Origin of the sequence: Streptomyces sp. BE20, assembly GCF_036322525.1 — a bacterium.
In the GTDB taxonomy this organism is placed as follows: domain Bacteria; phylum Actinomycetota; class Actinomycetes; order Streptomycetales; family Streptomycetaceae; genus Kitasatospora.
Genome location: NZ_JAQYWW010001134.1, coordinates 122,534 through 147,335, shown reverse-complemented (window position 1 = coordinate 147,335; position 24,802 = coordinate 122,534). Strand labels below are relative to the sequence as shown.

The window sequence follows — 24,802 nt, the reverse complement described above, 5'->3', positions numbered from 1 at the left end:
GTGGACGGCCCGGGGCCGGGTCGGAAGGGGCGGGGCACCATGACCATCGTTCAGGCTCGATCTCCGTACCGGCGACGCCGGGCGGGGCTGCGGCTCGCAGCCGTCGCCCTGGCCGGGGCCACCGTCGTCACGCTCGCTCCTGCCGCAGCGGTGGCGGCGGCAGGGGCATCAGGATCCGCTGCCGGGTCCGCGCAGGAACGTCGGCCCCGCGTCGACGGACAGCAGGAACTGCGGTACCTCGTGGAGCACGGCGGGATGACCGCCGCGCTCGCGGAGATCCGCGACGCCGGCCGCCCCCTGTGGCGGGGCGCCGCCGGGACCGCCGACCTGGCCGACGGGCAGCCGGCCAGGTCGGACGGCCGGTTCCGCATCGGCAGCGTGACCAAGTCGTTCGTGTCGACGGTCGTGCTCCAGCTCGTCGGGGAGGGCCGGATCAGGCTGGACGACCCGGTCGAGCGCCACCTGCCGGGCGTCGTCCCGAACGGCGGCGCGATCACCGTCCGACAGCTGCTGAACCACACCAGCGGCCTGTTCAACTTCACGGAGGACGACCGGTTCCTGGTCAGGACCGAGGCCGAACTGCAGGACTTCGTGTACGGGACGTGGCGTTACCGGAACTACCGGCCGCAGCAGCTGGCCGCGGTCTCCGCCGAGCACCCGCCGTACTTCGCACCCGGACAGGGCTGGCACTACTCCAACACCAACTACGTCCTCGCCGGGATGATCATCAGGAAGGTCACCGGCCACACCTGGCAGCGCGAGGTCGAACGGCGGATCGTCCGGCCCCTGCACCTGGAGGACACCTCCTTCCCGGGATCCGAGACCGGCCTCGGCGGCCCGCACGCCCACGCCTACGCCGCGATGCCGGGCGGACCGGCCGACGTCACCCGGTACAACACGACCGTCGTGGACGCGGCCGGCAACGGCATCTCCACCACCGCCGACCTCAACCGGTTCCACGCCGCCCTGTTCGGCGGGAAGCTGCTGCGGCCGGCCCAACTGGCGGCGCTCACGGACACGGTGGAGACCTCGGTGCCGGGCATGCGCTACGGCCTCGGTGTGTTCCGGATCGACCTGGGCCCGGGGTGCGAGCCGGCCTGGGGCCACGACGGCGGCCTTCCCGGGTGGAGCACCCTGCTGGTCGGCACCGGGGACGGGCGGCGGCAGCTGGCGTTGTCGCACAACCCGTACCTGGGCACGGACAGTTCGGCGAGCGGCGAGGCGATCGGCTCGCTCCTGGCCAAGACGCTGTGCGGCCCGGTCGCGGGCGTCGGCGCCGGTGTGGCCCCGGACGCCGGCGCTCCCCCGGTCGTGGGAGCGATCCCGGGTACCGGACCGGAACTTCGCGTGGAGGTCGGCGCGGCCACCCGCTGACCGGCCCCCGAAACCGGGCGGAGCGGGCGGGGAAAAGCGGTTGACGCCCGTCGCGGCCCGGCGGTCGGATGGTGTCCCATGAGCACAGGGCAGTTGCACCCCGGTCAGCACGCCATCGACGAGGACCTCGTACGGCGGCTGGTCGCCGGTCGGTTCCCGCAGTGGGCGGGGCTGCCGGTGCGGGGCTTCCCGTCCGGCGGCACGGTCAACGCCATGTACCGGCTGGGCGACGGCATGGTGGTCCGGCTGCCGCTCGTCGACTGGGGCGAGGTGGACGTCGCGATGGAACAGGAGTGGCTGCCGCGCCTGGCACCGCTCCTGCCCACGGCCATCCCGGCGGCGATCGGCCTCGGCGGACCCGCCGAGGGGTATCCGTGGGCGTGGTCGGTGTACCGCTGGCTGGACGGGAAGAACCCGGAGGCCGGCGCGCTGGCCGCGCCGGTGCCGCTGGCCGAGGACCTGGCCGGGTTCGTGTCGGCGATGCGGAGCATCACCCTCCCGGGCGGGCCTGCCGCCTACCGGGGCGGGCCGGTCCGGCTGCTCGACGACGAGACCCGGTCGGCGATCGAGGAACTGCGCGGCCTCCCCGAGGAGGGCGTCGACTGCGACGCCGCGACCGCCGTATGGGAGGACGCGCTGCGGGCTCCGGTGTGGGACGGGCCGCCGGTGTGGCTGCACTCGGACCTGATGCCGGGCAACCTGCTGGTGGACGGCGGGGGCCGGCTGACGGCGGTGATCGACTTCGGGTGCGCGGGCGTCGGCGATCCGGCCTGCGACATGTTCCCGGCCTGGAACCTGCTGCCCGCCGAGGGGCGGGAGGTCTTCCGCAAGGCGCTCGGCGTGGACGACGCGACCTGGCGGCGTGGCAGGGGGCGGACGCTCGCGCAGGCACTGGGGGCGCTGCCGTACTACCGGGAGACCAACCCGCTGATGGCGGCCAACGCCCGGCACGTGATCCGGGCGGTCCTGGACGAGAGCTGAGGTGCGGCGGGGGCGTCGCCGGGTCGGCCGGGTTCGTCGCGTCCCGCTCTGTCCACGGCGTTCGGCGTCCGGACCTGTGGACCACGGCCCTCCGTCACGACGAGGGCGGTGGTTAGACCGGCCGAGGGGCGGCGTTCCTCCGCGCGGGTAGCCGGTCGCCGCGCCCGTCGGCGGCGGCGGGAGCGGGTCGGGTACTGATCGCAGTCGGCGCAGGGTGCCACCGCCCTCGTCGGCACAGGTCGAAGCCCACACCTCAGGAGGCCGGAATGGCCCGCACGATCCCCCTCGCCCTGACTGCGCTCGGCGCCGTCGGAATCCTGGTCGGAGGCGCCGCGATCGCCACCGCCGACGACCGCGGGGCCGCCCGCCCGAAGGAGAAGCCGGCCGTCGTCGTCCCCGGGAACCAGGCCGCCGCCGACGCGTCCCTGCTGGCCGCGCACACGCAGGTCACCGGTGACTCGGTCGTCGTGCACCCGGGTCAGAACCTGTCGGCGGCCGTGCTCTGTCCGTCCGGCCAGGTGCCCACCGGAGGCGGCGGCACGACCAGCGCCTTCAGGATCTTCCTCACCGACTCCTACCCGAGCGGCAGCGCCTGGATCGTCCGCGGCACCAACACCAACAACGTCGACGAGTCCATCAGGGCGTACGCCGTCTGCACGACCCCCTGATCCGACGGCACACCCGGACGCCGAACCCGGCGCGATCACCGCTGAACGACCGACGCGCCCCCGCCGCCCAGCGGGGGCGCGTCGGTCGTTGCCGGCACGATCCGCACCACGCCCGGGCGTCCGCGCTCAGTGGCCGGGCCGGACGCCGGTGAGGCCCGTCGCTGCTGCGGCGACGAACGGCGCCAGTTCAGGGTAGTGCCAGCGGTCAACGGCTTGGAGCATGTCCGCGACGGCGATCAGGGCAGGTGAGCCGATCGGTCCGCCAGGACGTGGCGGGTCGGCGGATCAGTCGGGTATGCGGGTCCGCTCGGGGGCGGAGGCGTCCTGATCGTGGTGGCGATCACGGAGGGCCTGGGTGCGGACCTGGCACACGGCGCCGACGACGGCTGCCGCGATGACGAGGATCAGCAGCCCGAGCACGGCGGCCAACCCTCGGGAGCGGTGGGGAGGTTCACGCGGCGGCATCCAGTTCGAACCAGACGATCTTGCCGCGCTTCTGCGGTTCGGTCCCCCAGCGGTGGGTGAGGCCGTCGACGAGCTGGAGTCCCCGGCCGCACTCGGCGAGGCCGGCGGGCGTTCGCCGTTCGGGGAAGTCGGAGGAGTCGTCGCCGACCGAGACGCGGAGCGTCCGGTCGAGAACGAGGACGAGGACGACGGGCGACGTGGTCCGGCCGTGCCGCCAGGCGTTGACGATCAGTTCGGCGAGGGCGAGCTCGGCGTCGGCGATGGCCTCGGGGTGGAACCCGCTGCGGACCATGGCGTCCCGGAGCGCGGCTCGGGCGATGGCGAGGGAAGGGGAGTTGAGGTTACACATGGGGAGTCTCCCAGCGGTGCAGGTGGGGCACACCAGAACGGGGTGCGTCGCCGTGAGCAAGGTCGCGGCGGCGATGGCGACGCCGCGCACGAGTGCTCTTCGGTGCCCGGGCAGCCGGTACCAACTGCCCTGATCCGGGACGTTGATGACAATCCGTCCGGTGAGCGGTGCATCACAGACTGTAGAGCATTCGGCGGTACATGTACCAGCTGATCCGATACTTGTACCGTCAGATCCGGCTGGACTCGCACAACGGTCCCGGTGGATGCTTGGTCACATGCCACCTACCCCCAGCGCACGAAGGCAGCGGGTTGGCATCGAGCTACGAAAGATGCGAGATGCCGCCGGCACGACAACCGCCGAGGCCGCGACGATCCTCGGCGTGGACCGCACGAAGATCACACTCATCGAGCAGGCGCTCTACGCGGTGACGCCGGAGAGAGTGGTGGCTCTCGCCCACAAATACGGCGAAACCAACAGCGAGTTCGTCACTGCCCTTGCGACGATGGCGGGCGACCGCTCCAAGGGGTGGTGGGAAGAGTATCGAGGAGCAGTACCGATCGGGTTTCTCGACCTCGCCGAGCATGAGTACTACGCGAGGGCGACGCAGTCCTATCAGATCTGTCACCCACCAGGCCCCATGCAGAACGAGCGGTACAGCAGGGCAATCTTCCGGGACGCCCAAACACCGCTGACTCCACGGACAGTGGAAACGCGTATCGAGCACCGTATGCGGCGTGCCGAGGTCCTGATGGCTGAGGGCGCACCGCCCTACACCGCCGTCGTGCATGAAGCCGCGCTCCGTATGCAGTTCGGAGGTCGTGATTCGCTGCGAGAGCAGTTGGAGTGGATGCTTGAGCTGTCCGAGCGTCCACATGTGACGCTACGCGTGATCAGCTTCGCAGCAGGCGGTTTCAAAGGGTCAGGCCAAGCACTCGTCTACATGAGCGGCCCGGTGCCACGCCTCGACACCCTGCAGTACGACACCGTCGAGGGGCCCACCTTCCTGCACACGACAGAACACCTCGACAAGTACCGCAGGATCATAGAAGTGATGGCCGAGCGGTCACTCTCCGTCGATGACTCTCGCAATCTGATCACGCAGATCAAGAAGGAGCTCTAACCCGTGGAGGAACTCTCCTGGACGCGCCCCGTGTCGTGCGCCAACGCCAACAACTGCCCCGAGGTGGCGGTGACCTCCGAGGCCGTGTACGTCCGGAGCAGTCTCCAACCCTCCTCCATAGCCGAGCTGACCCTCGCCGAGTGGCGTGACCTCCTCGCCGGCATCCGCAACGGCGAGTTCGACGTCTGAGCTGCTCCGGCGCGACCGGTGCCTCCCGGGAGGCACCGGTCGTCCACATCTCCTCAACATTCCCTGGAACCACTCCCCCGCTGCGGACACCAGATCTGCGTGGAGTCCTCCTTGTCCAGTAAGCAGGCGCAGCCCGGCGACCGCCAGGTCTTCGCCGAGCTCTACGATCACCACGCGCGCACGGTCTTCGCGCACGCCTACAGATCCACCGGGGACCGCGACCTCGCGGACGACATCGTCTCCCTGACCTTCCTCGAAGCCTGGCGGCTGCGGAAGAAGCTCCGCGACGAGGTCCTGCACCCCCGTGCCTGGCTGCTGGCGATCGCCACCAACGTCCTGCGCAACACGGCCCGCACCGCGCGCCGTCACCGCGAGGCGATGTCCCGTCTCCCCCGCCGCGACCCGATCCCCGACTTCGCCGACGAGGTGGTCGGCCGGATCACGGACGCCAACACGGCCGCCGCCGCCGTGCGCGCCCTCGACCAGCTGGGCGCCCCCGAGCGCGAGGTGTTCACCCTCGTCGTCTGGTCCGGGCTGGGCTACGCGGAGGCCGCCCGCGCCCTGGGCATACCCGTGGGCACCGTCCGCTCCCGACTCTCCCGCGTGCGGGACAAGCTGCGCCGGATCGTCGACACCGAGGACCCGCCGGAGCCACCGCACGACCGCGCCCACCACCTCGCCGCCAGCCGTCAGCCCGTGGGGCACCACCAGGAGAGCCGGCCATGAACACCGCATCCACCGACCACGACAGGTGGGACGAGCACGGCGAGCGCCGCGAACTGGCCCGCCTGTTGCCCCCGCCCCCGCATCCGGTCCCGTCCCTCGACCAGATGGCCGCCCGCCGCGAGTTCCTGCTGGACGAGTTCGACCGGTCACGTCCCTTCGCCGCCCTGACCTCCCGCTGGCGGGGCCTCGCCCTGGTGGCCGCCGTCGGCACCGCCGCCACCCTCATGGCGGTGACCCTCACCCAGGGCACCGGAGCCTCGACGAACCGGACGCCCCCCGCCACCGCGGCCTCCGTCGAACTTCTCGACCGGGCCGCCCGGGTCGCCTGGTCCGGCCCCGAGCCCTCGGTCCGGGACGCCCAGTACACCTACCTCAGGACCGTCAGCCACTCCACCTCGCTCAGCGAGTCCGCCGACGGCACGATGCGGCGCGGCACCACCACCACCGAAGCCGAGAAGTGGGCCTCGGTCGACGGCAGCCGGCCCGGGCTGACCCGTCACGCCGGCGCGGACGAACCGCTCTCCGCCCTCGACGGCTCCCTCCTGACGTCCTCCTCCTACCGCCTGCTGGCCACCCTTCCGACCGACCCCGAGTTGCTGCTCAGGAAGATCCACGCCGACGCCGTGCGCGATCACGGACGCGGTTCCGACTCGACCACCGGTCCCGACCAGGAGTCCTTCGTCGCCATCGGCGACCTCCTTCGCAGCACCGTCGTGCCGCCGCGACTGAGCGCCGCCCTCTACCGTGCGGCGGCCCGCATCCCCGGTGTGGTGGCGGTCGACGACGCCGTCGACGCCGCCGGCCGCCGCGGGGTGGCCGTGGCCCGCGTCCACAACGGCGAACGCTTCGAGTGGATCTTCGACCGCCAGACGATGTGTCTGCTCGGTACCCGCACGGTCCTGATCAAGGACGGCCCGTGGGGCAAATCCGGGGACGAGGTGGACTCCGCGGCCCTCGTCGCCTGGGGCATCGTGGACACCCCCGGTGAGGCAGCACCCCAGGAAGCAACCCCCTGAGTCGATTCGGTCAGCCATTGACCGGACTACGCTGCAGCTATTGTGTGATCGGCGAATCCCGCGTTGGGTCGTGTCAGCACCGAACCGACACAACCGAGCAGGGGGGAAGTTGACCGTGCGTACATTCCGCACGCTCGCTGCCGTCACCACGGTCGCCGGCGCACTCGCGCTGGCGGCTCCGACGGCCGTGGCCGCACCCGCAGACGCGTCTGCGCAGGCCACCGACGTCAGGCAGTCCGCGGATCCGACGGACGCAAGGCCGTCCAAGCCCGTGATCGCCACCTATAGAGGCAAGAAGATCGACCTTTCCCAGGGTTGGGGCGGCGCCCGCGTCTGCACCGAGGTGACCGGTGGTGCCGTCTACTGCCACGACAGCATCGCCGAGGCCGACCAGGCACTCGCCACCATCGATCCCGCTTCGGCCCAGACCTCGCGGAAGGCGCCTGCCGCCGGAGCCTCGCTGACCGACGCGGACTGCTCCTCGGGCTGGGTCTGCATCTGGGAACACTCCAACTACACGGGTGCCGCCCTGCGCTGGTCGCAGTTCGGCACCAAGTACCTGTCCGACTGGGGTTTCCGGGACCGGGCCAGCTCCGCCTGCGCCTACAACGCGAGCGGCGCGACCCTCTACGACGACCGCGCCCTCCAGCCGGACCCGTCGCTCTACCTCGGATGGGGCTGCTACGACCTCTCCGCCCAGGGCTACCCCTACGGCGGCAGCTGGAACGACCGGGTCGACTACCTCACGGTCAACTGACCCGCACCGCCGCACGGAGAAGGCCGAGGGCCGGTCACCCGATCTTCCGGGTGCCGGCCCTCGGCCTTCGTCCTGCGGGCCCAGGTCCCTGCGGGCGCGGGTTCCTGCAGGCCCGGGTTCCTACGGGGTCAGGCCGCCAGCTCGGCCGCGTCCTCCGCCGGCGCCTGCTCGGCCGTCTTCTTGTCCCGCATCACGATCGTCGCCACCAGGGCCGCCGCCAGCACGCCCACCGCGCTCACCGTGAAGGTGGTCGACATGGCGGAGGTGAAGGCCTCCCGGGCGGCGTGCGCCAGGCCCGCGTCCCCCTTGGCCTCGGCCAGGGCGCCGACGATCGACTGCTTCGCCTGCTCCGAGGAGCCCTTCGGCATCCTGTCCGCGTAGCCGCCGGCCAGCATCGACCCGAGGATCGCGATGCCCAGCGCCGTACCCGCCTGCTGGATGGTGTCGTTCAGGGCGGAGCCGACGCCCGCCTTGTCCGCCGGGATCTCGCCCATCAGCGCACCGACCGCGGCCGGCATCGCCAGACCGGCACCGAACCCCAGGATCCCCAGGGCGGTCGCCGGGACGGCGAACCCGGTCGCCGCGTCCACCGTGCTGAACAGGACGAACGCCCCGGCCATCATCAGCATGCCGACCAGCACCAGCATCCGGTTGCCGATCTTCGCCGCCAGACCGGCGCCCAGGCCGTTGCCGATCAGGGCCGCGATCGCCATCGGCACGAAGGCCAGGCCCGCCTTGACCGGCGAGTAGTCCAGCACGAACTGGAGGTACTGGGTGAGGACCAGCAGCAGACCGCCGTTGCCGATCTGGACCAGCGTCAGGGAGAGCGAACCACCACTGAAGTTGCGCTTCTTGAAGAGCATCAGCGGCACCATCGGCTCCGCCGCCACGTTCTGCCAGACCACGAACCCGCCGAGCGCCAGGACCGCGACCGCGAGGGTCACCAGCGAGGTGCCGCCGAACGCGCCGTGCTTCGGGATCTCGATGATCCACCAGATCATCGCGGTCATGCCGACCGCCGACAGCACCGCGCCCAGCGGGTCCGGCTTCTGCCACGGGCCCCTGGACTCCGGCATCAGGACCAGCGCGGCGGTGATGGCGAGCACGACGACGGGCACGTTGATGAAGAAGATCGAGTGCCACGAGAAGTGGTCGATCAGCACACCACCGAGCACCGGGCTACCGACCAGGCCCAGCATGGAGACGGAACCCCAGGCCGCCATCGCCTTGCCGCGCTCGTCCTCCTCGAACACCGTGATCAGGATCGACAGCGTCGACGGCATGATCAGCGCGCCACCCACACCCATGGCCACCCGGCTCGCGATGACCTCACCCGGGTTGCTGCAGAGCGTCGCCGCCAGCGACGCCGCTCCGAAGAGCAGCAGTCCGATGATCATCACCTTCCGCCTGCCGAACCGGTCCCCCAGGCTTCCGGAGGTCAGCAGCAGACCCGCGAAGACCAGGATGTAGGAGTCGAGGATCCACTGCGTGTCCTGCGCGGTGGCCTTCAGGTCCTCGGTCATCGACGGCACCGCCACCGTCAGCGCCATGCTGTCGACCACCAGGACGAGCGTGCTGAGGCAGAGCACGATCAGGATCCACCAGCGACGTGGGTTGCGGGCTTCCATGGATGTTCCCCTCCGAGGTGCGTACATTGTTCCGCCGTTGCGCACACTGTACGCATTGTGGAACGGTGTGCGCAACCCTTTAACGCCGTGCGCAATTGCGAACGCCGTGTACAGCGTTCGAACCCTGTACGCTGAATGCGCACGGTGTACGCAGGGACAACTCGCCGACCCACCGAGGGAGGACCGGCCGATGGCCGCGAAGACGAATCCGATCCCGTCCGTATGGGCCCGCCAGCAGCGCGAACCCGAACAGCCGGCGCTCAGCCGAGCCGTGATCGTCCGCGAGGCGATCACCATGCTGGACGCCGACGGCATCGAGGCGCTCTCCATGCGCAAGCTCGGCGCCCGCCTCAACGCGGGCGCGACCTCCCTCTACCGGCACGTCGCCACCAAGGACGAGCTGATGGAACTCGCCGTGGACGAGGTCTTCGGCGAGATCACCGTGCCGGCCACCGACCCCGCCGAATGGCGGGCCGCCGTCATCGAGACCTGCGGGTCCTTCCGGTCCGCCACGCTGCGCCACCGCTGGCTGGCGTCCGTCCTGGGCCAGGCCGGACTCGCCTACCTCGGCCCCAACCTGGTCGCCGTCTCCGAACGGCTCGCCGAGCTCTTCACCTCGGCCGGCTTCCCCGACGCCTCGCGCGGCCTGGACACCGTCCTCGCCTACGTCATCGGCATGAGCACCACCGAGGCCGCCTGGCTGACCGCGGTGGCCCGCAGCGGCGAGAGCGAGGCCGAGTTCGTCGCCCGGCTGATGCCCACCGCCCAGAAGGCCGTGGCCGGCCACGACCTCCTCTCCGACTCCTACGCCGCCGCCGCGGCCACCGCCGCCATCACGGACCCCACCGAGATGCGCGACGCCAAGTTCGACTACGGCCTGGAGATCATCCTCGACGGACTCGCCCTCCGCCTCCCGCGCTGACGCCCGGGCCGGCCCGCCGGCGAAGCGGCTCCCGACCCGGCCGCTCCGGACCCGGCCGGGCACCGCCGGGGCCGCGCTACCGCCTCGGCGGCCGGCGGAAGGTGGCGCGCGCCCAGAGGTAGCCGACCCCGGTGAGGGCGACGCACCAGGCCAGGGCGGCGAGCGCGCTCGCACCGATGGCGGTACCCATCAGCAGACCCCTCAGGGTCTCGATGACCGGGGTGAACGGCTGGTACTCGGCGAACCACCGCAGGGCGGCGGGCATCGACTCCGGCGGGACGATGGCGCTGCCCACGAAAGGCAGGAACTGGAGCGGCATCGGCAGGTTGCTCGCGCTCTCGGGCGTCTTGGCGACCAGACCGATCCCGGCCGCCAACCAGGTCAGGGCGAGGATGACGAAGACCAGCAGTCCGCCCGCGGCCAGCCACTCCACCGGCGTGGCGTCGGGCCGGAAGCCCATCGCGAAGGCGGCGGCGAGGACGAGCAGCAGGCCCAGCACGGTCTGGATCAGGCTGCCGACCACGTGCCCGGTCAGGAACGCCGCCCGCGAGATCGCCATCGTCCGGAACCGGTTGACGATGCCCTCGGTCTTGTCGACACAGACGCCGACCGCCGTCACCAGCGCCCCGGACGTCGCCGCCATCAGCACGATGCCGGGCGTCACGTAGTCGATGTACTCGCCGCCGCCGATGCCGACACCCAGCGCACCGCCGTAGGCGTAGTTGAAGAGCAGCAGCATCATCACCGGCATCAGCACGACCGCGAAGGTCAGCGACGGGTACCGCCGCGCGTGCTTGAGGTTGCGCCGCAGCATCGTCAGGGAGTCGCTGACGGCGTAGGAGGTCGTGCTCATCGGGCGCCCTCCGCGGTGAGGGTGAGGAAGACGTCGTCGAGGTCGGGGGTGTGGACGGTGAGCGACTCGGCGCGGACGGAGGCGCTGTCCAGGATGTCGAGGACGGCCTTCACCGTGACGACCGAGTTGTCGCCGGGGATCGAGAGCGTGAGCGCCTCGGCGTCGGGGCTGGCGTAGTCGAACAGGGCCGCTGCCGCCCTGAGGTCGGACGGGGCCGCGAAGCGCAGGCGCAGGTGGCCGCCGGGGATGCGCCGCTTGAGCTCCTCGGCGGTGCCCTCCGCGACGATCCGGCCGCCGTCGAGGAGGGCGATCCGACCGGCGAGCCGGTCGGCCTCCTCCAGGTACTGCGTGGTCAGGAGGACGGTGACCCCCTGCTCCTGGACCAGCCCCTCGATCAGCTCCCACATGGTCCGGCGACTGCGCGGGTCGAGCCCGGTGGTCGGCTCGTCGAGGAAGATGATCCGGGGGTCGCCGACCAGGGTCATGGCGAGGTCGAGCTTGCGGCGCATGCCGCCGGAGAAGGTGGCGACCGGCTTCCCGGCCACCTCCGTCAGGTCGAAGCGCCGCAACAGCCCGGCCGCCCGCCCCCGCCCCTCCCGACGGCGGAGGTGGTGCAGGTCGGCCATCAGCAGCAGGTTCTCCTCGGCCGTGAGCAGGTTGTCCACCGCCGAGAACTGGCCGGTGACACCGATCGCGGCGCGGACCCCGTCGGACTCCCGGACCAGGTCGTGGCCGGCCACCCGGACGGCCCCGGCGTCGGCCGGGACGAGGGTGGAGAGGATCTCCACCACGGTGGTCTTGCCGGCGCCGTTCGGCCCGAGCAGGGCGAACACGGTGCCCTCCGGCACGGTCAGGTCGATGCCGTCGAGGACGGTCCTCCCTCCGTAGGCCTTGGTCAGGCCGACCGCGGCGATCGCGGGGGGCGGCGCGGACTCGGTGGACGTTAAGGGCATGGCGGTCACGCTCTCTCCGCATCAGGGACGGCGACGGCGGGTCAGGACGGTCGGATCGTGCGGTCGCCCACGGCGGTCCGGCGGGGCGACCCGGCCACGGACCGGTTCGACGGTCCGGACGGCGCTGTGGGCCGACTCGACGCCGGCACCGGGCAGCGCCGGGCAGCACCGAGCAGCACCGGGGCGACGGCGACGCGTGGACCGGTGACGGGCGGCGGGTGGTGGGTGGCGGGTGGACCGGTGGTGGGTGACGGACGGACGGCGGTTGGCGGCCGGCGGTTGGCGGCCTGCGGCTAGCGGACCCAGCCGGTGAAGGCCTGGCCGGTGTCGCGCCGGCTCTGCCCCTCGGGCCGGGTCGGCCGCCCCGGCTCCAGCGCGGCGGCGACGGCCCGTACCAGCCAGGCGTTGACCGAGAGGGTCTCCTGTCCGGCGGCCTCCTCCACCCGGGCCTTGAGGTGGGCCGGGAGCCGGAAGTTGATCCGGGCGGTGCCGGCGTCGTCGCCCGGATCCGGCGCCGCGGCGCCGGACGGACCCCCGGCCGCGACGGCCGGCGGCACGGGCGGAAGCGGCCCCTCCGGCCCGGGCCCGTGGAAGGGCTCCGCCGCCGACGGCGCCGTCACGACGAACTCCGGGTCCAGTCCGCGCAGCCGGACGTCCACCGAGCCCGGCGCCAGCTCCCGGGTGACCTCCCCCATGGCGGCGGAGAGGGCGTGGAGCAGGGTGAGCCGGGCGGCCGACTCCAGCGGCAGGGTCAGGCGCTCGGCCAGAGCCCGGGCTTCGTCCCCGCCCGCACCCGCGGCGGCGGCGAGCTCGCGCCGGAGGTTGTCGACGTACGGCGTGAGGTCCATGGCACGAGAATGGCACACCGATGGCGCCATGTCGAGGTATTTTGGCACCACTCCGTGGCGCCATTCACCGTCCACCGGGAGGGTGACGACGCGGAAGGCCCCGCCGGCGGGTCGCCGGCGGGGCCTCGGAGAGCGGGGGCGCGCGGGTCAGCCCCGGCGCCAGCCCGCCAGGTAGGAGTCGATCTCACCGGTCAGCCGGGCCTTGCCGGCCGGATCCAGGAAGGAGGCCTCCACCGCGTTCCGCGCCAGTCCGGCGACCCCGCCCTCGTCCAGTCCGAGCAACCGGGCCGCCACCGCGTACTCCGTGTTCAGGTCGGTGCCGAACATCGGCGGGTCGTCGCTGTTGACGGTGACCAGCAGGCCCGCGTCGACCATCCGCCTGATCGGGTGCTCCTCGATCCGCGCCACCGCCCGGGTGGCGATGTTGGAGGTCGGGCAGACCTCCAGCGCGATCCGGTGCTCGCCGAGGTGGTCGAGCAGCGCCTGGTCCCCGACCGCCTGGGTGCCGTGGCCGATCCGCTCGGCGCCGAGCTCCCGCAGCGCGTCCCACACCGTCTCCGGACCGGTGGTCTCCCCGGCGTGCGGGACGCTGCGCAGGCCGGCCGCGCGCGCCCGGTCGAAGTACGGCTTGAACTGCGGGCGCGGCACCCCGATCTCCGGGCCGCCGAGGCCGAAGCTGACCAGGCCCTCGGGGGCCAGGTCGACGGCGAGCCGGGCGGTCTCCTCCGCGGCGGCCAGACCGGCCTCGCCGGGAATGTCGAAGCACCAGCGGAGCACCACGCCGAGGTCCTTCTCGGCGCGCACCCGGGCGTCCTCGATGGCCTCCATGAAGGCGACGTCGGGGATGCCCCGGCTGACCGAGGAGTACGGGGTGACGGTCAGCTCGGCGTACCGGATGTTCTGCCGGGCCATGTCCTCGGCGACGCCGTAGGTCAGGGCGCGGACGTCCTCGGCGTCGCGGATCAGGTCCACGACGCTCAGGTAGACCTCGATGAAGTGCGCGAAGTCGGTGAAGGTGAAGTACTCGGCGAGGGCCTCGGGGTCGGTCGGCACCTTCGCCTGGCCGCGGTGGCGGGCGGCAAGCTCGGCGACCACGCGCGGCGAGGCCGACCCGACGTGGTGGACGTGCAGCTCCGCCTTGGGCATTCCGGCGATGAACGCTTCGATCGAGCGTCCTCCGCCCGTGTTGCTGGGGGTTCCGATCCGACTTCCGTCCGGCTGGACCACGGTGGTGCCCTTCTTCCTCTACGCGTGTATCAAGCGGTGCACGCAAGGATAGGCAGAGCACCGCGGCGGGTGCCCGGCAGGCTTCCCCCGCCGGGCCCGGCGGGGCGCGGCGGCCGACCCGCGACGACGAGCCGCCCTGCCACCCCGCGCGCCCTCGGACGCCGCGCCCGGCTCACCCGCCGAGGGCCACCGCAGCCGTGTGGATCACCAGGCCGGCCAGGGCGCCGACCACCGTGCCGTTGATCCGGATGAACTGGAGGTCCCGGCCGACGTTCGCCTCGATCTTGCGGGAGGCGTCGTCCGCGTCCCAGCCCGCCACCGTCTCGGAGATGATCGACGTGATCTCGGTCCGGTAGGTGTCGACCAGGTACTGGGCGGCGTCCTGGAGCCAGCCGTCCACCTTGGCCTGGAGCTTCGCGTCCGTCGCGAGGCGCGCACCGAAGGTCCGCACGCCCTCGCGGATGCGCCGGCGCAGCTCGCTCTCCTCGTCCTCGGCGGCGTTCATCACCAGCGAGCGGACGGCGGCCCAGGTGGAGGCGATCAGGTCCTGGACCTCGGGGCGGGCCAGCAGGTCGGCCTTGGCCCGCTCGACCCGGGCGATGGTCTCCGGGTCGGTCTGCAGCTCGGTGGCGAAGTCGGCGAGGAAGTTGTCGATCGCGCCGCGCGCCGGATGCTCCTGGTCGTCCCGGATGTCGGTGACGAACCGCATCAGCTCCTTGTAGACCCGCTCGCCGACCTGATGGTCGATGAACTTCGGCGTCCAGCCGGGGGTCTTCTGGGTCACCCGGTCGACCACCTCGGCGTGGTTCTCGGCCAGCCAGTCGTGCGCCCGGACCGCGATCAGGTCGACCACCCCGTGGTGCCCGCCGTCCGCGACCACCTTGCCGAGCATCCGGCCGGCGGGCTCGGCGACCGAGGTGGCCGCCGCGCGTCTGGTCACCGCCTCGGCGACGACCGCCTGCACGTCGTCGTCGCGGAGCACCGCGAGCACGCCGCGCAGCGCCGCCGAGGCCTCCTTGGTGACCCGCTCGGCGCTGCCGGGGGCGGCCAGCCACTCCCCGAGCCTGCGGGCGATGCCGAGCGCCGCGAGCCGGCCGCGCACGACCTGGCCGGAGAGGAAGTTCTCTCCGACGAAGTCGCCGAGCGAGCGGCCGAACGCGTCCTTCTTGGTCGGGATGATCGCGGTGTGCGGGATCGGCAGGCCGAACGGCCGCCGGAACAGCGCGGTCACGGCGAACCAGTCGGCCAGCGCGCCGACCATGCCCGCCTCGGCGGCGGCCGCCACGTACCCGGCCCAGGCGCCGGCGCCGGCCGACTCCGCCCAGGTCGCCAGGGCGAAGACCAGGGTCGCGAAGGCCAGCAGGCCGGTCGCGATGGTCTTCATCCGGCGGACGCCGCGTGTCTTCTCTTCGTCGGCCGCGGTGAACCGGACCCCGGGGCCCGTTCCGCTCAAGGCTTCGTCGCTCACCCCGCCAGTCTGCCCGTTACCCGGCGCGAGCGGACGGCGTGCCCGGTAAACGTGCGCCGGGTCCGTGGTGCGACCCCCCCTGCTCGGGAGCTCGTCACGCGCCCCCGAGGACGATCCGGCGTACTCCGCCCACGGCCCACCGGTCCGGATCGGTGCACCGCCGCCCGTCCAGCAGCACCCGGACGCCCGGCAGGTCGGCGGGCTCCAGCTCGCGGTACTCGGGGTGGTCGGCCTGGAGCACCGCCGCCACCACCGGTTCGCCCTCGTGGGGAGGCAGGCCGAGCGCGGCCAGCTCCTCCGCCCGGTACAGCGGATCGGACACGTACGGGTGGGCGCCGGCCGCCCGCAACGCCTCGACCAGCGGGAACACCCCCGAGTACGCCGTCTCCTTGACGCCGCCCCGGTACGCCGCGCCGAGCACCAGCACCCCCTGTCCGGCCACCCCGCCGACGCCCGGCGCCGCGCCGCCGCCCGCCTCGCCACCCGGCCGCGCGCCCGCACCCCCACCCGCGGCCAGCGCGCCGTCCAGCACGCCGACCGCGTACTCCGGCATCTCCAGATTGGCCGCCCGCGCCGCCCGAACCACCGTCGCCGAGGGGTCGTTCCACAGGTAGAGCCGCGGGTACACCGGGATGCAGTGCCCGCCGACCGCGACACCCGGCCGGTGCAGATGGCTGAACGGCTGGGAGTTGCAGGCGTCGGCGACGGCCGCGAAGTCCACCCCGACCCGGTCCGCGTACCGGGCGAACTGATTGGCGAGCGCGATGTTGACGTCCCGGTAGGTCGTCTCGGCGAGCTTGGCGAACTCGGCGGCCTCGGCCGACTCCAGCTCCCAGACGCCGTTGGGCCGGGCCAGGTCGGGGCGCGGGTCGAAGTCCAGCACCGCCCGGTAGAACTCGGCGCCGCGCCGGGTGGCGGCCGGGTCGATCCCGCCGACCAGCTTGGGGTAGCGGCGCAGGTCCGCGAAGACCCGGCCGGTGCGGACCCGCTCGGGGCTGAACACCAGCGCGAAGTCCCGACCCGGGACCAGCCCCGATCCGGCGGCCAGGCGCGGCGCCCAGCGGCCCCGGGTCACGCCCACCGGCAGGGTGGTCTCGTAGCTGACCAGGGTGCCCCGGCGCAGCCCGGCGGCGACGGCGTCCGTGGCCGCGTCCAGCAGCGTGAAGTCCGGCTCACCCTCGGCGGTGGTGACCAGCGGGACCACCAGGACGACGGCCTCCGACCGGGCGACCGCGGCGGTGGTGTCGGTGGTGGCGGACAGCCGGCCCTCGGCCACCACCCGCTTGAGCGCCTCGTCCAGCCCCGCCTCGCGGGGGAACGGGGGCCTGCCCAGGTTCACGGCCTCGACGACCGGTGGGGCGACGTCGGCTCCGGTCACCCGGTGCCCCATGGCGGCGAACTGGACGGCGAGCGGCAGCCCGAGCTTGCCGAGGCCGACCACGCAGATGTCGAGCGGCACGCCGGCCGTCGGGCGGATGTCCAGCGGGCTCATCCCCGTCCCCCTTCCGGCCGGTCCGCGGCCGGGGCGGCCACCGACTCGGCGAACCGGCGCCAGGCCGGGTAACGGCGAAGCCGGCGGCGCACCTGGACCGGTACGGCGCCGCGCCAGAGCTGCTGCACGAGCCGGAGCTGCGGCGCCTCGTCGGGCGCGGGCTCCTCCCCGAGCAGGAACAGGTCGTCCGGCAGTCCCGGACCGCCGTCCCGGAACGCCGGGTACCCGGCGTAGCGCTGCCGCCCGTCCGCCACCACCGGCGGATCGCCGTGCTCCGCCTCGTACGCGATCAGCTCGCGGACCGCGTCCACCCGGCCGGCGGCGGCGAGTTCGAGGCGCAGCCGGTCGGACACGGTGATCCGGTGGTACACCTCGCGGGCGCCGAACTGCCGGACCAGGTCGCCCACGCCGCCGCAGATCTCGCCCTGCAGCCCCTCGTCGAGCCGCAGGAAGTCGCCTTGCAGCAGCTGCGGGACCTCCCAGCCGAAGTGCCGCGCCTTGATCGCGTCCAGTTGGCCGCCGGGGGCGGCGAGCTCGGCCGCCACCCACTGCACCGCCGCGACGCCGCGGATCCGGTCCAGCGCGCCGGCCCGCTGGGTGACGTTGCCCCGGTCCTCGCGCAGCACCAGGAAGTAGTAGTCGTAGTCGGCGAGGACGGAGATCCGGCGGGCCCGCAGGCACGCGGCGAGGGTGAAGGGCTGGTCGGAGTAGACCTTGAGCTCCTCCTTGCGGGCCAGGTTGTGGCGCCGGATCAGGTCCAGCCGGAAGAGCTTGGTGTCGGCGAGCGCCCAGGCCAGCGCGGAGTCCTCGAAGCCGACCGAGGGGGAGGTCCCGCCGAAGATGCCCTGCGGCACCAGCCGCCCGTTGACCCCGATCTGCTTGGGGATCAGCACGTCCGACTCCCAGTCGTCCGCGGCGGCCACCATCCGCTCCAGCGCCTCGCCGCCGAGCCAGTCGTCGGCGCCGAGGAAGAGCACGTACCGGCCCCGGGCCAGCGCCAGACCCCGGTTGGTCGGGGCCGCCGGGCCGCCGGAGTTGGCCTGGTGGACGACCTGGAACAGCCCGGGGTGGCGGGCCGCGTAGTCGTCGAGCACGGCGCCTCCGCCGTCCGTCGAACCGTCGTCGACCGCGACCACCTCCATGCGCACGTGCCCGATGGTCTGCCGGACCAACGAGTCCAGGCAGGCGATCAGGTACGGCATGGTGTTGTAGACCGCGATCACCACGGTCACGTCGGGTACGGTCATCGGGCGCTGCCCCTCCGGTGCGCTAATCGCCGAGCATGCACCGGGCGGACCACGGTCCGCCCGGCGATGCAAGGTCAACTCGGCTGTGCGGCACGGAGTCACGACCGCCACCCGGACAGGTGACGGGAGAGGAACGCGCGCACGGGCGGCGGAACGTACGGTCGAGCGCCCGCCCCCCGTGACCGCCCCGCGAACCGGCCCGCGAACCGGCCCGTGGGGAGGCCCACGGGCCGGTCACGTCACGGTCAGCCGATCGCGACCTCCGCGTACATCCGGGCGATCACGTCCTCGATGGCCGGCTCGCGCACCGACAGGTCGACCAGCGGGTACCGCTCGGCCACGGCGGCGACGATCGGGGCCGCGCTCTGCTGCGCCGGGAAGGCCAGCCACTGGCGCGGGCCCTCGACCCGCACCACCCGGGCCCCCGCCACCTCGATCGGCGGACGGGCCTCGGCGAGGTCGACCACCAGGGTCCGCTCGCTCTCGCCGGCCGCGTGCAGCCCGTCCAGCCCGCCGTCGTACACCACCCGGCCGTGGTCGATGACCATGACCCGGTCGCAGAGCTGCTCGATGTCGGTGAGGTCGTGGGTGGTGAGCAGCACGGTGGTGCCCCGGTCACGGTTGACCTCGCGGAGGAACTCGCGGACCTTGCCCTTGCTGACCACGTCCAGGCCGATGGTGGGCTCGTCGAGGTAGAGCACCTGCGGGTCGTGCAGCAGGGCGGCGGCGAGGTCGCCGCGCATCCGCTGACCGAGCGAGAGCTGCCGGACGGGGGTGTCGAGCAGCGCCCCGAGGTCGAGCAGTTCGACGCAGCGTTCCAGGTTGGCCCGATATCGGTGCTCGGGGATGCGGTAGATCCGGCGGGCGAGTTCGTAGGAGTCGCGCAGCGGGAGGTCCCACCAGAGGGTGGTGCGCTGTCCGAAGACGACGCCGATCCGGCGGGCCAGGGCGACCCGCTCGCGGGCCGGGTCGACGCCGGCGACGCGCAGCCGCCCGGCGGTGGGGACGAGGATGCCGGTGAGCATCTTGATGGTGGTGGACTTGCCGGCGCCGTTGGGGCCGATGTAGCCGACGCACTCGCCGGCCCGGACGGTGAAGCTCAGCCCGTCGACGGCGCGCACCTCGCGCTTCTCCCGCCGGAGCCGGCCGACCTTGGCGCGGACGGTGAAGGTGCGGCGGACGTCGTCGAGTTCGATCAGTGCCATGGGGGATGTCCTCAGAACGGGGGTGGGGTTCGGCTGCCGGGCCCGGCGCGTACGGCGCGTTCGGCCGACGGGATCGACTGCCCGGTCCGGCGGCCTGGTTCAGCTGCCGGCGCCGCGGTAGGCGCGCAGGCCCGCCCGCCAGGCGAGCCCGGCGGCGGCCAGGCCGAGCGCGGCGGCCAGCGGGGAGGCGAACTGGAAGGCGGTCGGCAGGCCGAGCGGATCGGGCTTGTCGAGGATCCGCAACGCGGGCAGCCAGTTGACGAAGGCCAGCGGCACGCCGAAGACGACACCGGCGACGAGCTCCTTGGCGAAGATCGTCGGCGGGTAGTGCAGCAGGGTGGCGCCGCCGTAGGTGAAGGAGTTCTGCAGCTCCTTGGCCTCGCCCCACCAGAACTGGAGGCTGGCGAAGCCGATGAAGACGGCCGCGAAGATGAGGGTGCCGCAGATCAGCAGGACGGGCACCAGCAGGATCCGGTCCCAGGTCCAGTGGACGTCCAGCGCGGCCACCGCCCAGCCGAGCACCGCCACCGCCTGGAGCGGCCGGCCGAGCCGGCGCAGCGAGAACCGCTCGGCGCAGAGCTGGGCCAGCGCGGGCGCGGGCCGGACCAGCATGGTGTCCAGCGTGCCGGCCCGGATCCGCTCGCCGAGCGCGTCGATGGAGCCGACGAACAGGTTGGCCAGGCCGAGGGCGAGCGTGGAGGTGCCGTAGAGGAAGCCGAGTTCGGCCAGGGTCCAGCCGCCGAGCGTGTCGGTGTGCCGGAACATCAGGATCACCACGGCGAAGTCGAGGAAGGTGACCACGACGTTGGCGCCGAGCATCAGGACGAAGGACGCCCGGTAGGACATGATCGCCTTGGTCCACATGGCGGCGGTGAGCCACCAGGAGCGCAGCGCCCACGCCGTACGGGCGGCCGGGGTGTCGCGGGTGACGTCGCCGAGGTCGGCACCCCGGGTCACTGCCTCCCGGATCACGGTGTCCCTGGCCGCGGCGCCCGGGAGGGACGTGGTCGGCTCAGCCACCCTGGACCACCACCTTGCGCGTCGCGAGCAGCTGGAACAGCCGGCCGGCCGCGAGCAGCACCAGCGCCCAGGCCAGCTGGAAGCCGAACGCGCCGAGCAGGCCGGTACCGGTCGACCGTTCCAGGAAGACGTCGGTCGGCACCTGCACCAGCGCGGCCCAGGGCAGCACGGGGGCGACCTCGCCGAGCACTCCGGGGAAGAGCCCGATCGGCAGCAGCATCCCGGAGAAGAACATCGCCACCACCAGCATCACCGCGCGCACCCCTTCGGAGTCGTGCAGCCAGAAGCCGGTGAGCGAGACGAGGAACCTCAGCCCGAAGCTGACCACCACCGCGAGCAGGACGGAGATCAGGAAGAACACCCAGGTCAGCGGGGCCTCGGGCATCCGGGTGTGGAAGACCAGGGCGCCGGCCAGCAGCGGCGGGACGCCGCGGGCGAGCAGGTGGAAGGCGGCCCGGCCGAGGTCCGTGGCCAGCCACCAGCCCTGGAAGTCCACCGGACGGTACAGGTCGACGGCGATGTCGCCGCTGCGGAACCGCTCCTGGACGTCGTCCTGGAAGCCGCCGCCCCAGACGGCGACCGTGACCAGCAGCGCCTGGCTGACCCAGATGTAGGTGACGGCGGCGCTCTGGTCGTAGCCGCCGAGGCCGGGCCGGGCCTGCCAGAGGGCGAGGAAGGTGTAGGCGAGGATGAAGCCGAAGACGGTGTTGGTGAAGGCGCCGGCCAGCGTGGCGGCGCGGTAGGTGGAGAAGCGGCGGAACGCGCCGCGGGCGATCGCCGCGTAGAGGCGCGCCGCGCCGCCCGCGGGGGTGCCGTCGGGATCGGGCGGGTGGGTGGCGCGGGGCGCCACGGGAACAGCCTTCTGCATATTGTCTCCTTGTCGACAAATCAGAGTGCAGGGCGGTGCCGAACCGCACCGGCGCACGCCGAACCCGCCCCGACCACCGTCCCCCGGGGGTACCGGGCCGGGCGGCGGAGCTCGACCGGAACCGCACCGGGCCGGAACGCGGAACACGTACGCCGGAACCAGGTGCGCCATATGGCTTGCACCTTTCACCGTACCGCCGCGAACCACCCGCCGCACCCGGTTTTTCCGGCACCCGACCGACGCCCGGTCAGCACCTGATCGACGATCAAATAGCACATAATCTCGGCATGACCCTGAGCACCCGCCGCCAGGCCAGACGGGCCGCCCGCCGCGAGGCCCGCCGCGCCCTGCCGTTCTGGCGGCGGCTCCTGCCCACCTGGCGGGTCATCCTCGGCGCCCTCACCGCCGTCCTGCTGCTCGCCGTCGGCGCCTTCGCCGTGCTCTACGTCATCGTCCCCGTGCCCGACCCCAACGCCCACGCCGTCGCCCAGAGCAACATCTACCTCTACGCCGACGGCGTCACCGAGATCGCCCGCACCGGAGCCGTCAACCGCACCGACGTGACGATCGAACAGATCCCCGTCGACACCCGGCACGCCGTCGTCGCCGCCGAGGACCGCACCTTCTACCAGAACCGGGGCATCGACCTGAAGGGCATGGTCCGGGCCGGCTGGAACACCCTCACCGGCAAGGGCATGCAGGGCGGCTCCACCATCACCCAGCAGTACGTCAAGAACTACTACCTCACCCAGACCCAGACCATCGAACGCAAGGGCCGCGAACTCTTCATCGCCCTCAAGGTCGACCAGCAGCGCGACAAGGACGAGATCCTCACCGGCTACCTCAACACCAGCTACTTCGGCCGCGGCGCCTACGGCATCCAGAGCGCCGCCCGCGCCTACTACGGCGTCGACGTCTCCCAGCTCACCCTCCCCCAGAGCGCCTACCTCGCCGCCCTGCTCCAGGCACCCAGCGCCTACGACGTCAAGACCGCCACCCCCGCCAACCGCGAGAGGGCCGTCGCCCGCTGGCACTACACCCTCGACGGCATGGTCCAGCTCGGCTTCCTCACCGCCGTCGACCGCGCCGCCGTCGCCTTCCCCGACCCGGTCGACCCCCAGCCCACCAGCGGACTCCGCGGCCAGGCCGGCTACCTCGTCGGCGTCGCCGACAACTACCTGATCTCCCACCGCATCATCGACACCCCCACCCTCAAGGCCGGTGGCTGGCGCATCACCACCACCTTCGACCAGGAGAAGCAGGACGCCTTCGCGCGGGCCGTCCAGGAACAGCTCACCGACGAGCTCGACCCCACCGCCCGACCCGACACCGACACCGACGTCCGGGTCGCGGGCGCCTCCGTCGAACCCGGGACCGGCCGCGTCGTCGCCGCCTACGGCGGGCCCGACTACGCCAAACAGCCCTACAACGACGCGCTGCGCCAGGACAACCAGATCGGCTCCACCTTCAAGCCCATCGACCTCGCCGCCGGCCTCACCTCCGGCCGCAGCAGCGACGACGGGCTCCCCATCACCACCGAGACCCACTACGACGGCACCAGCGAACGCCCCGTCACCGACGGCCCCACCCCGTACGCGCCGCCCAACGAGGACGACATCGACTACGGCTCCATCAGCCTGCGCCAGGCCATGGTCAAGTCCGTCAACTCGGTGTACGCGCAGGAGGGCGTCGACGCCGGACTCGCCCACGTCCGGGACACCGCCCTGCGACTCGGCATCCCCGACGACGTCCCCGGCCTGGACCCCGCCAACACCTCGATGACCCTCGGCACCGCCACCCCCAGCGCCCTCGACCTGGCCGGCGTCTACGCCGCCCTCGCCAACCACGGCGAGGCGTACACCCCCTGGTCGGTGAGCGCCCTCGAACGCGTCAACGCCGGCTCCGGCTCCGTCGACGTCCCCAGGATGCCGGAGCACGCACCCACCACGGCGGTCGACCGGGGCACCGCCGACGCCGTCACCGACGTCCTGCGCGACGTCGTCAGCCCGCGCGGCACCGGCGCCGCCGCCCTCGACCTCGGCCGGCCCGCCGCCGGCAAGACCGGCACCACCGACTCCAACCTGTCCGCCTGGTTCGCCGGGTACACCCCCGAACTCGCCACCACCGTCGGCCTCTTCCGGGAGAACCCGAAGACCCACGCCAAGGAACCCCTGGCCGGCACCGCCGGCTACACCCGGATCAACGGCGGCGCCTTCCCCACCGAGATCTGGACCGCCTACATGAGCGAGGTCCTGGACGGCACCGTCGTCCAGTCCTTCGACCTCCGGCCCAGCGGCGGCAACACCAGGCCCACCGGCAGCCCGACCCCCACCTTCACCGCCACCGCCTCGGCCTCGGCCTCGCCGTCGCCCTCCGCCGACACCGCACCCGGCCGGACCGGCGGAACCGGTGGGACCGACACCACGGGCGGAAGCGGCGGCACCGGCGGCGCGGGCGGCACCGGCCCCGGACAGTCCGTGCCCACCCCTCCCAAGCGGCCCACCGCCACCACCCGGCCGACGGAGGAACCCGGGCAGCCCACCACCGAACCCGCCCAGCCGACCATGATCACCCCGACCACCCGGGAACCCGAGCCGTCACAGTCCTCGCCGACCGCCCGACCCACCACGGACCGGCCCACCGAGCAGCCCAAACCGACCGCACCGCCCACCCAGGGGCCGGCCACGACCGCGCCGCCCGCGACCGGACATCCCCCCACCACGACCGGCCGGCCCCAGCCCGACACCCCGCCGCCCGCCGACCGGCCACCCGCCTGACGGGCCGCTCCTCCGGCCGACTCCCCTCCGGCGGGAACCGGCCCCGAACAGCACAGCGGGCCGCCACGCCCACGGCGTGACGGCCCGCCCGGAGCCCCCCGTCCGGAGCCCCGCGCCGCGGACCCCGTGTCAGGGGCTCCGCGTCGGGTGCTCCGCATCGGGTGCTCCGCGTCAGAAGTTCGCAGGTCAGGGGTTCACAGGTACAGCCCGGTCGATCCCTCGGTGTCGCCGAAACGCATCGCGGCCACCGCGTGCAGGTCCCGCTCGCGCAGCAGCACGTAGGTCGCGCCGCGCACCTCGACCTCCAGCTTGTCCTCCGGGTCGTACAGCACCCGGTCCCCCGGCTCCACCGAGCGGACGCTCTGCCCCACGGCGACGGCCTCCGCCCACGCGCAGCGCTTGGACAGCTCCGCGGTGGCCGGGATGAGGATGCCGCCGGTCGAGCGCCGCTCGCCCTCGCCGATCTCGGTCTTCACCAGCACCCGGTCGTGCAGCATCTTGATCGGCAGCTTCTCGCCCAGCCGGTCGTGACGCGGCACGTCGCTCACGGCGGAACGGGACAGCTGGGTCGGTTCGTCGTTCGTACTCACGATCCCGAAGGTACCGCTCCCGGGCGCGCCGTGTGAGGTCGGCCCGGCAGGGCGGC

The 24,802-nt window shown here is 72.8% G+C and carries 24 protein-coding genes; 10 read left to right on the top strand and 14 right to left on the bottom strand.

Features of this window, described 5'->3' with window-relative positions; all coding sequences use genetic code 11:
- The first annotated feature begins 39 nt into the window (after window positions 1-39).
- The 3 genes from PUR61_RS35560 (at window position 40) to PUR61_RS35550 (ending at window position 3,023) form a co-directional block, all read left to right on the top strand.
- Complete coding sequence (locus tag PUR61_RS35560; protein ID WP_329883663.1) at window positions 40-1,374, top strand: serine hydrolase domain-containing protein; 1,335 nt, start codon at window positions 40-42, stop codon at window positions 1,372-1,374.
- A 78-nt stretch (window positions 1,375-1,452) separates the two neighbouring features.
- Window positions 1,453-2,355: an aminoglycoside phosphotransferase family protein gene (locus PUR61_RS35555; RefSeq protein ID WP_329883662.1), complete on the top strand. Its 903-nt coding sequence runs from the start codon at window positions 1,453-1,455 to the stop codon at window positions 2,353-2,355.
- A 266-nt stretch (window positions 2,356-2,621) separates the two neighbouring features.
- The gene (locus tag PUR61_RS35550) at window positions 2,622-3,023 is read left to right on the top strand and encodes a hypothetical protein (protein WP_329883661.1); all 402 of its coding nucleotides are present in this window, start codon (window positions 2,622-2,624) and stop codon (window positions 3,021-3,023) included.
- A 285-nt stretch (window positions 3,024-3,308) separates the two neighbouring features.
- Here PUR61_RS35550 and PUR61_RS35545 read toward each other — a convergent pair whose 3' ends face one another.
- Together PUR61_RS35545 and PUR61_RS35540 are read right to left on the bottom strand one after the other, a co-directional pair.
- Window positions 3,309-3,443: a hypothetical protein gene (locus PUR61_RS35545; RefSeq protein ID WP_329883660.1), complete on the bottom strand. Its 135-nt coding sequence runs from the start codon at window positions 3,441-3,443 to the stop codon at window positions 3,309-3,311.
- 31 nt (window positions 3,444-3,474) lie between these two features.
- A complete protein-coding gene (locus PUR61_RS35540) occupies window positions 3,475-3,837 on the bottom strand; it encodes an ATP-binding protein (RefSeq protein WP_329883659.1) in 363 nt (120 codons plus the stop codon).
- A 145-nt stretch (window positions 3,838-3,982) separates the two neighbouring features.
- Between PUR61_RS35540 and PUR61_RS35535 the strand changes: the two genes are divergently transcribed.
- The 5 genes from PUR61_RS35535 (at window position 3,983) to PUR61_RS35515 (ending at window position 7,648) form a co-directional block, all read left to right on the top strand.
- Entirely contained in the window at window positions 3,983-4,960 is a 978-nt protein-coding gene (locus PUR61_RS35535) for a DUF5753 domain-containing protein (protein WP_329883658.1), read from the top strand.
- A gap of 3 nt (window positions 4,961-4,963) precedes the next feature.
- Window positions 4,964-5,149 (top strand): DUF397 domain-containing protein, encoded by a 186-nt coding sequence (locus PUR61_RS35530; RefSeq protein WP_329883657.1) that lies wholly within the window; start codon window positions 4,964-4,966, stop codon window positions 5,147-5,149.
- 111 nt (window positions 5,150-5,260) lie between these two features.
- Window positions 5,261-5,875 (top strand): RNA polymerase sigma factor, encoded by a 615-nt coding sequence (locus tag PUR61_RS35525; RefSeq protein ID WP_329883656.1) that lies wholly within the window; start codon window positions 5,261-5,263, stop codon window positions 5,873-5,875.
- Window positions 5,872-6,891 (top strand): CU044_5270 family protein, encoded by a 1,020-nt coding sequence (locus PUR61_RS35520; RefSeq protein ID WP_329883655.1) that lies wholly within the window; start codon window positions 5,872-5,874, stop codon window positions 6,889-6,891. Before PUR61_RS35525 ends, PUR61_RS35520 begins: the two co-directional genes overlap by 4 nt.
- A gap of 115 nt (window positions 6,892-7,006) precedes the next feature.
- Window positions 7,007-7,648 (top strand): peptidase inhibitor family I36 protein, encoded by a 642-nt coding sequence (locus tag PUR61_RS35515; RefSeq protein ID WP_329883654.1) that lies wholly within the window; start codon window positions 7,007-7,009, stop codon window positions 7,646-7,648.
- Between the two features lie 128 nt (window positions 7,649-7,776).
- Here PUR61_RS35515 and PUR61_RS35510 read toward each other — a convergent pair whose 3' ends face one another.
- A complete protein-coding gene (locus PUR61_RS35510) occupies window positions 7,777-9,276 on the bottom strand; it encodes an MFS transporter (RefSeq protein ID WP_329883653.1) in 1,500 nt (499 codons plus the stop codon).
- A 190-nt stretch (window positions 9,277-9,466) separates the two neighbouring features.
- Here PUR61_RS35510 and PUR61_RS35505 point away from each other — a divergent pair, with 190 nt between their 5' ends.
- On the top strand, window positions 9,467-10,198 hold the full coding sequence (locus PUR61_RS35505; protein ID WP_329883652.1) for a TetR/AcrR family transcriptional regulator: 732 nt from the start codon (window positions 9,467-9,469) through the stop codon (window positions 10,196-10,198).
- 76 nt (window positions 10,199-10,274) lie between these two features.
- Here the strand turns inward: PUR61_RS35505 and PUR61_RS35500 are convergent, their stop codons facing one another.
- The 10 genes from PUR61_RS35500 to PUR61_RS35455 form a co-directional block, all read right to left on the bottom strand.
- The gene (locus PUR61_RS35500) at window positions 10,275-11,051 is read right to left on the bottom strand and encodes an ABC transporter permease (protein ID WP_329883651.1); all 777 of its coding nucleotides are present in this window, start codon (window positions 11,049-11,051) and stop codon (window positions 10,275-10,277) included.
- Window positions 11,048-12,004 (bottom strand): ATP-binding cassette domain-containing protein, encoded by a 957-nt coding sequence (locus PUR61_RS35495; RefSeq protein WP_329883755.1) that lies wholly within the window; start codon window positions 12,002-12,004, stop codon window positions 11,048-11,050. The genes PUR61_RS35500 and PUR61_RS35495 overlap by 4 nt, the downstream gene beginning before the upstream one ends.
- A gap of 293 nt (window positions 12,005-12,297) precedes the next feature.
- Window positions 12,298-12,852, bottom strand: coding sequence for a hypothetical protein (locus tag PUR61_RS35490; RefSeq protein WP_329883650.1), 555 nt, complete (start codon window positions 12,850-12,852; stop codon window positions 12,298-12,300).
- Between the two features lie 147 nt (window positions 12,853-12,999).
- Window positions 13,000-14,019, bottom strand: a complete 1,020-nt coding sequence (locus PUR61_RS35485; protein WP_329883754.1) for an adenosine deaminase — start codon at window positions 14,017-14,019, stop codon at window positions 13,000-13,002.
- Between the two features lie 232 nt (window positions 14,020-14,251).
- Window positions 14,252-15,697 (bottom strand): DUF445 domain-containing protein, encoded by a 1,446-nt coding sequence (locus tag PUR61_RS35480; RefSeq protein ID WP_329883753.1) that lies wholly within the window; start codon window positions 15,695-15,697, stop codon window positions 14,252-14,254.
- Window positions 15,642-17,039, bottom strand: coding sequence for a nucleotide sugar dehydrogenase (locus PUR61_RS35475; RefSeq protein WP_329883649.1), 1,398 nt, complete (start codon window positions 17,037-17,039; stop codon window positions 15,642-15,644). The genes PUR61_RS35480 and PUR61_RS35475 overlap by 56 nt, the downstream gene beginning before the upstream one ends.
- Window positions 17,036-18,286: a glycosyltransferase family 2 protein gene (locus PUR61_RS35470; protein WP_329883648.1), complete on the bottom strand. Its 1,251-nt coding sequence runs from the start codon at window positions 18,284-18,286 to the stop codon at window positions 17,036-17,038. Before PUR61_RS35470 ends, PUR61_RS35475 begins: the two co-directional genes overlap by 4 nt.
- Before the next feature lie 245 nt (window positions 18,287-18,531).
- Window positions 18,532-19,491, bottom strand: coding sequence for an ABC transporter ATP-binding protein (locus PUR61_RS35465; RefSeq protein WP_329883647.1), 960 nt, complete (start codon window positions 19,489-19,491; stop codon window positions 18,532-18,534).
- Between the two features lie 99 nt (window positions 19,492-19,590).
- Window positions 19,591-20,355, bottom strand: a complete 765-nt coding sequence (locus PUR61_RS35460) for an ABC transporter permease (protein WP_380358534.1) — start codon at window positions 20,353-20,355, stop codon at window positions 19,591-19,593.
- A gap of 148 nt (window positions 20,356-20,503) precedes the next feature.
- Entirely contained in the window at window positions 20,504-21,379 is an 876-nt protein-coding gene (locus tag PUR61_RS35455; RefSeq protein ID WP_329883645.1) for an ABC transporter permease, read from the bottom strand.
- A gap of 287 nt (window positions 21,380-21,666) precedes the next feature.
- Between PUR61_RS35455 and PUR61_RS35450 the strand changes: the two genes are divergently transcribed.
- Window positions 21,667-24,156 (top strand): transglycosylase domain-containing protein, encoded by a 2,490-nt coding sequence (locus PUR61_RS35450; RefSeq protein ID WP_329883644.1) that lies wholly within the window; start codon window positions 21,667-21,669, stop codon window positions 24,154-24,156.
- 194 nt (window positions 24,157-24,350) lie between these two features.
- On the opposite strand, the gene PUR61_RS35445 is transcribed toward PUR61_RS35450, so the two are convergent.
- Window positions 24,351-24,653, bottom strand: a complete 303-nt coding sequence (locus tag PUR61_RS35445; RefSeq protein WP_329883752.1) for a GroES family chaperonin — start codon at window positions 24,651-24,653, stop codon at window positions 24,351-24,353.
- Between the last annotated feature and the right edge of the window lie 149 nt (window positions 24,654-24,802).

Excerpts from the sequence above, each read along its gene's own strand:
- PUR61_RS35560 (WP_329883663.1), top strand. The coding sequence starts at position 40 with ATGACCATCGTTCAGGCTCGATCTCCGTACCGGCGACGCCGGGCGGGG.
- PUR61_RS35555 (WP_329883662.1), top strand. The coding sequence starts at position 1,453 with ATGAGCACAGGGCAGTTGCACCCCGGTCAGCACGCCATCGACGAGGAC.
- PUR61_RS35550 (WP_329883661.1), top strand. The coding sequence starts at position 2,622 with ATGGCCCGCACGATCCCCCTCGCCCTGACTGCGCTCGGCGCCGTCGGA.
- PUR61_RS35540 (WP_329883659.1), bottom strand. The coding sequence starts at position 3,837 with ATGTGTAACCTCAACTCCCCTTCCCTCGCCATCGCCCGAGCCGCGCTC.
- PUR61_RS35535 (WP_329883658.1), top strand. The coding sequence starts at position 3,983 with ATGACAATCCGTCCGGTGAGCGGTGCATCACAGACTGTAGAGCATTCG.
- PUR61_RS35520 (WP_329883655.1), top strand. The coding sequence starts at position 5,872 with ATGAACACCGCATCCACCGACCACGACAGGTGGGACGAGCACGGCGAG.
- PUR61_RS35510 (WP_329883653.1), bottom strand. The coding sequence starts at position 9,276 with ATGGAAGCCCGCAACCCACGTCGCTGGTGGATCCTGATCGTGCTCTGC.
- PUR61_RS35505 (WP_329883652.1), top strand. The coding sequence starts at position 9,467 with ATGGCCGCGAAGACGAATCCGATCCCGTCCGTATGGGCCCGCCAGCAG.
- PUR61_RS35500 (WP_329883651.1), bottom strand. The coding sequence starts at position 11,051 with ATGAGCACGACCTCCTACGCCGTCAGCGACTCCCTGACGATGCTGCGG.
- PUR61_RS35495 (WP_329883755.1), bottom strand. The coding sequence starts at position 12,004 with ATGCCCTTAACGTCCACCGAGTCCGCGCCGCCCCCCGCGATCGCCGCG.
- PUR61_RS35490 (WP_329883650.1), bottom strand. The coding sequence starts at position 12,852 with ATGGACCTCACGCCGTACGTCGACAACCTCCGGCGCGAGCTCGCCGCC.
- PUR61_RS35475 (WP_329883649.1), bottom strand. The coding sequence starts at position 17,039 with ATGAGCCCGCTGGACATCCGCCCGACGGCCGGCGTGCCGCTCGACATC.
- PUR61_RS35470 (WP_329883648.1), bottom strand. The coding sequence starts at position 18,286 with ATGACCGTACCCGACGTGACCGTGGTGATCGCGGTCTACAACACCATG.
- PUR61_RS35465 (WP_329883647.1), bottom strand. The coding sequence starts at position 19,491 with ATGGCACTGATCGAACTCGACGACGTCCGCCGCACCTTCACCGTCCGC.
- PUR61_RS35460 (WP_380358534.1), bottom strand. The coding sequence starts at position 20,355 with ATGTGGACCAAGGCGATCATGTCCTACCGGGCGTCCTTCGTCCTGATG.
- PUR61_RS35455 (WP_329883645.1), bottom strand. The coding sequence starts at position 21,379 with ATGCAGAAGGCTGTTCCCGTGGCGCCCCGCGCCACCCACCCGCCCGAT.
- PUR61_RS35450 (WP_329883644.1), top strand. The coding sequence starts at position 21,667 with ATGACCCTGAGCACCCGCCGCCAGGCCAGACGGGCCGCCCGCCGCGAG.
- PUR61_RS35445 (WP_329883752.1), bottom strand. The coding sequence starts at position 24,653 with ATGCTGCACGACCGGGTGCTGGTGAAGACCGAGATCGGCGAGGGCGAG.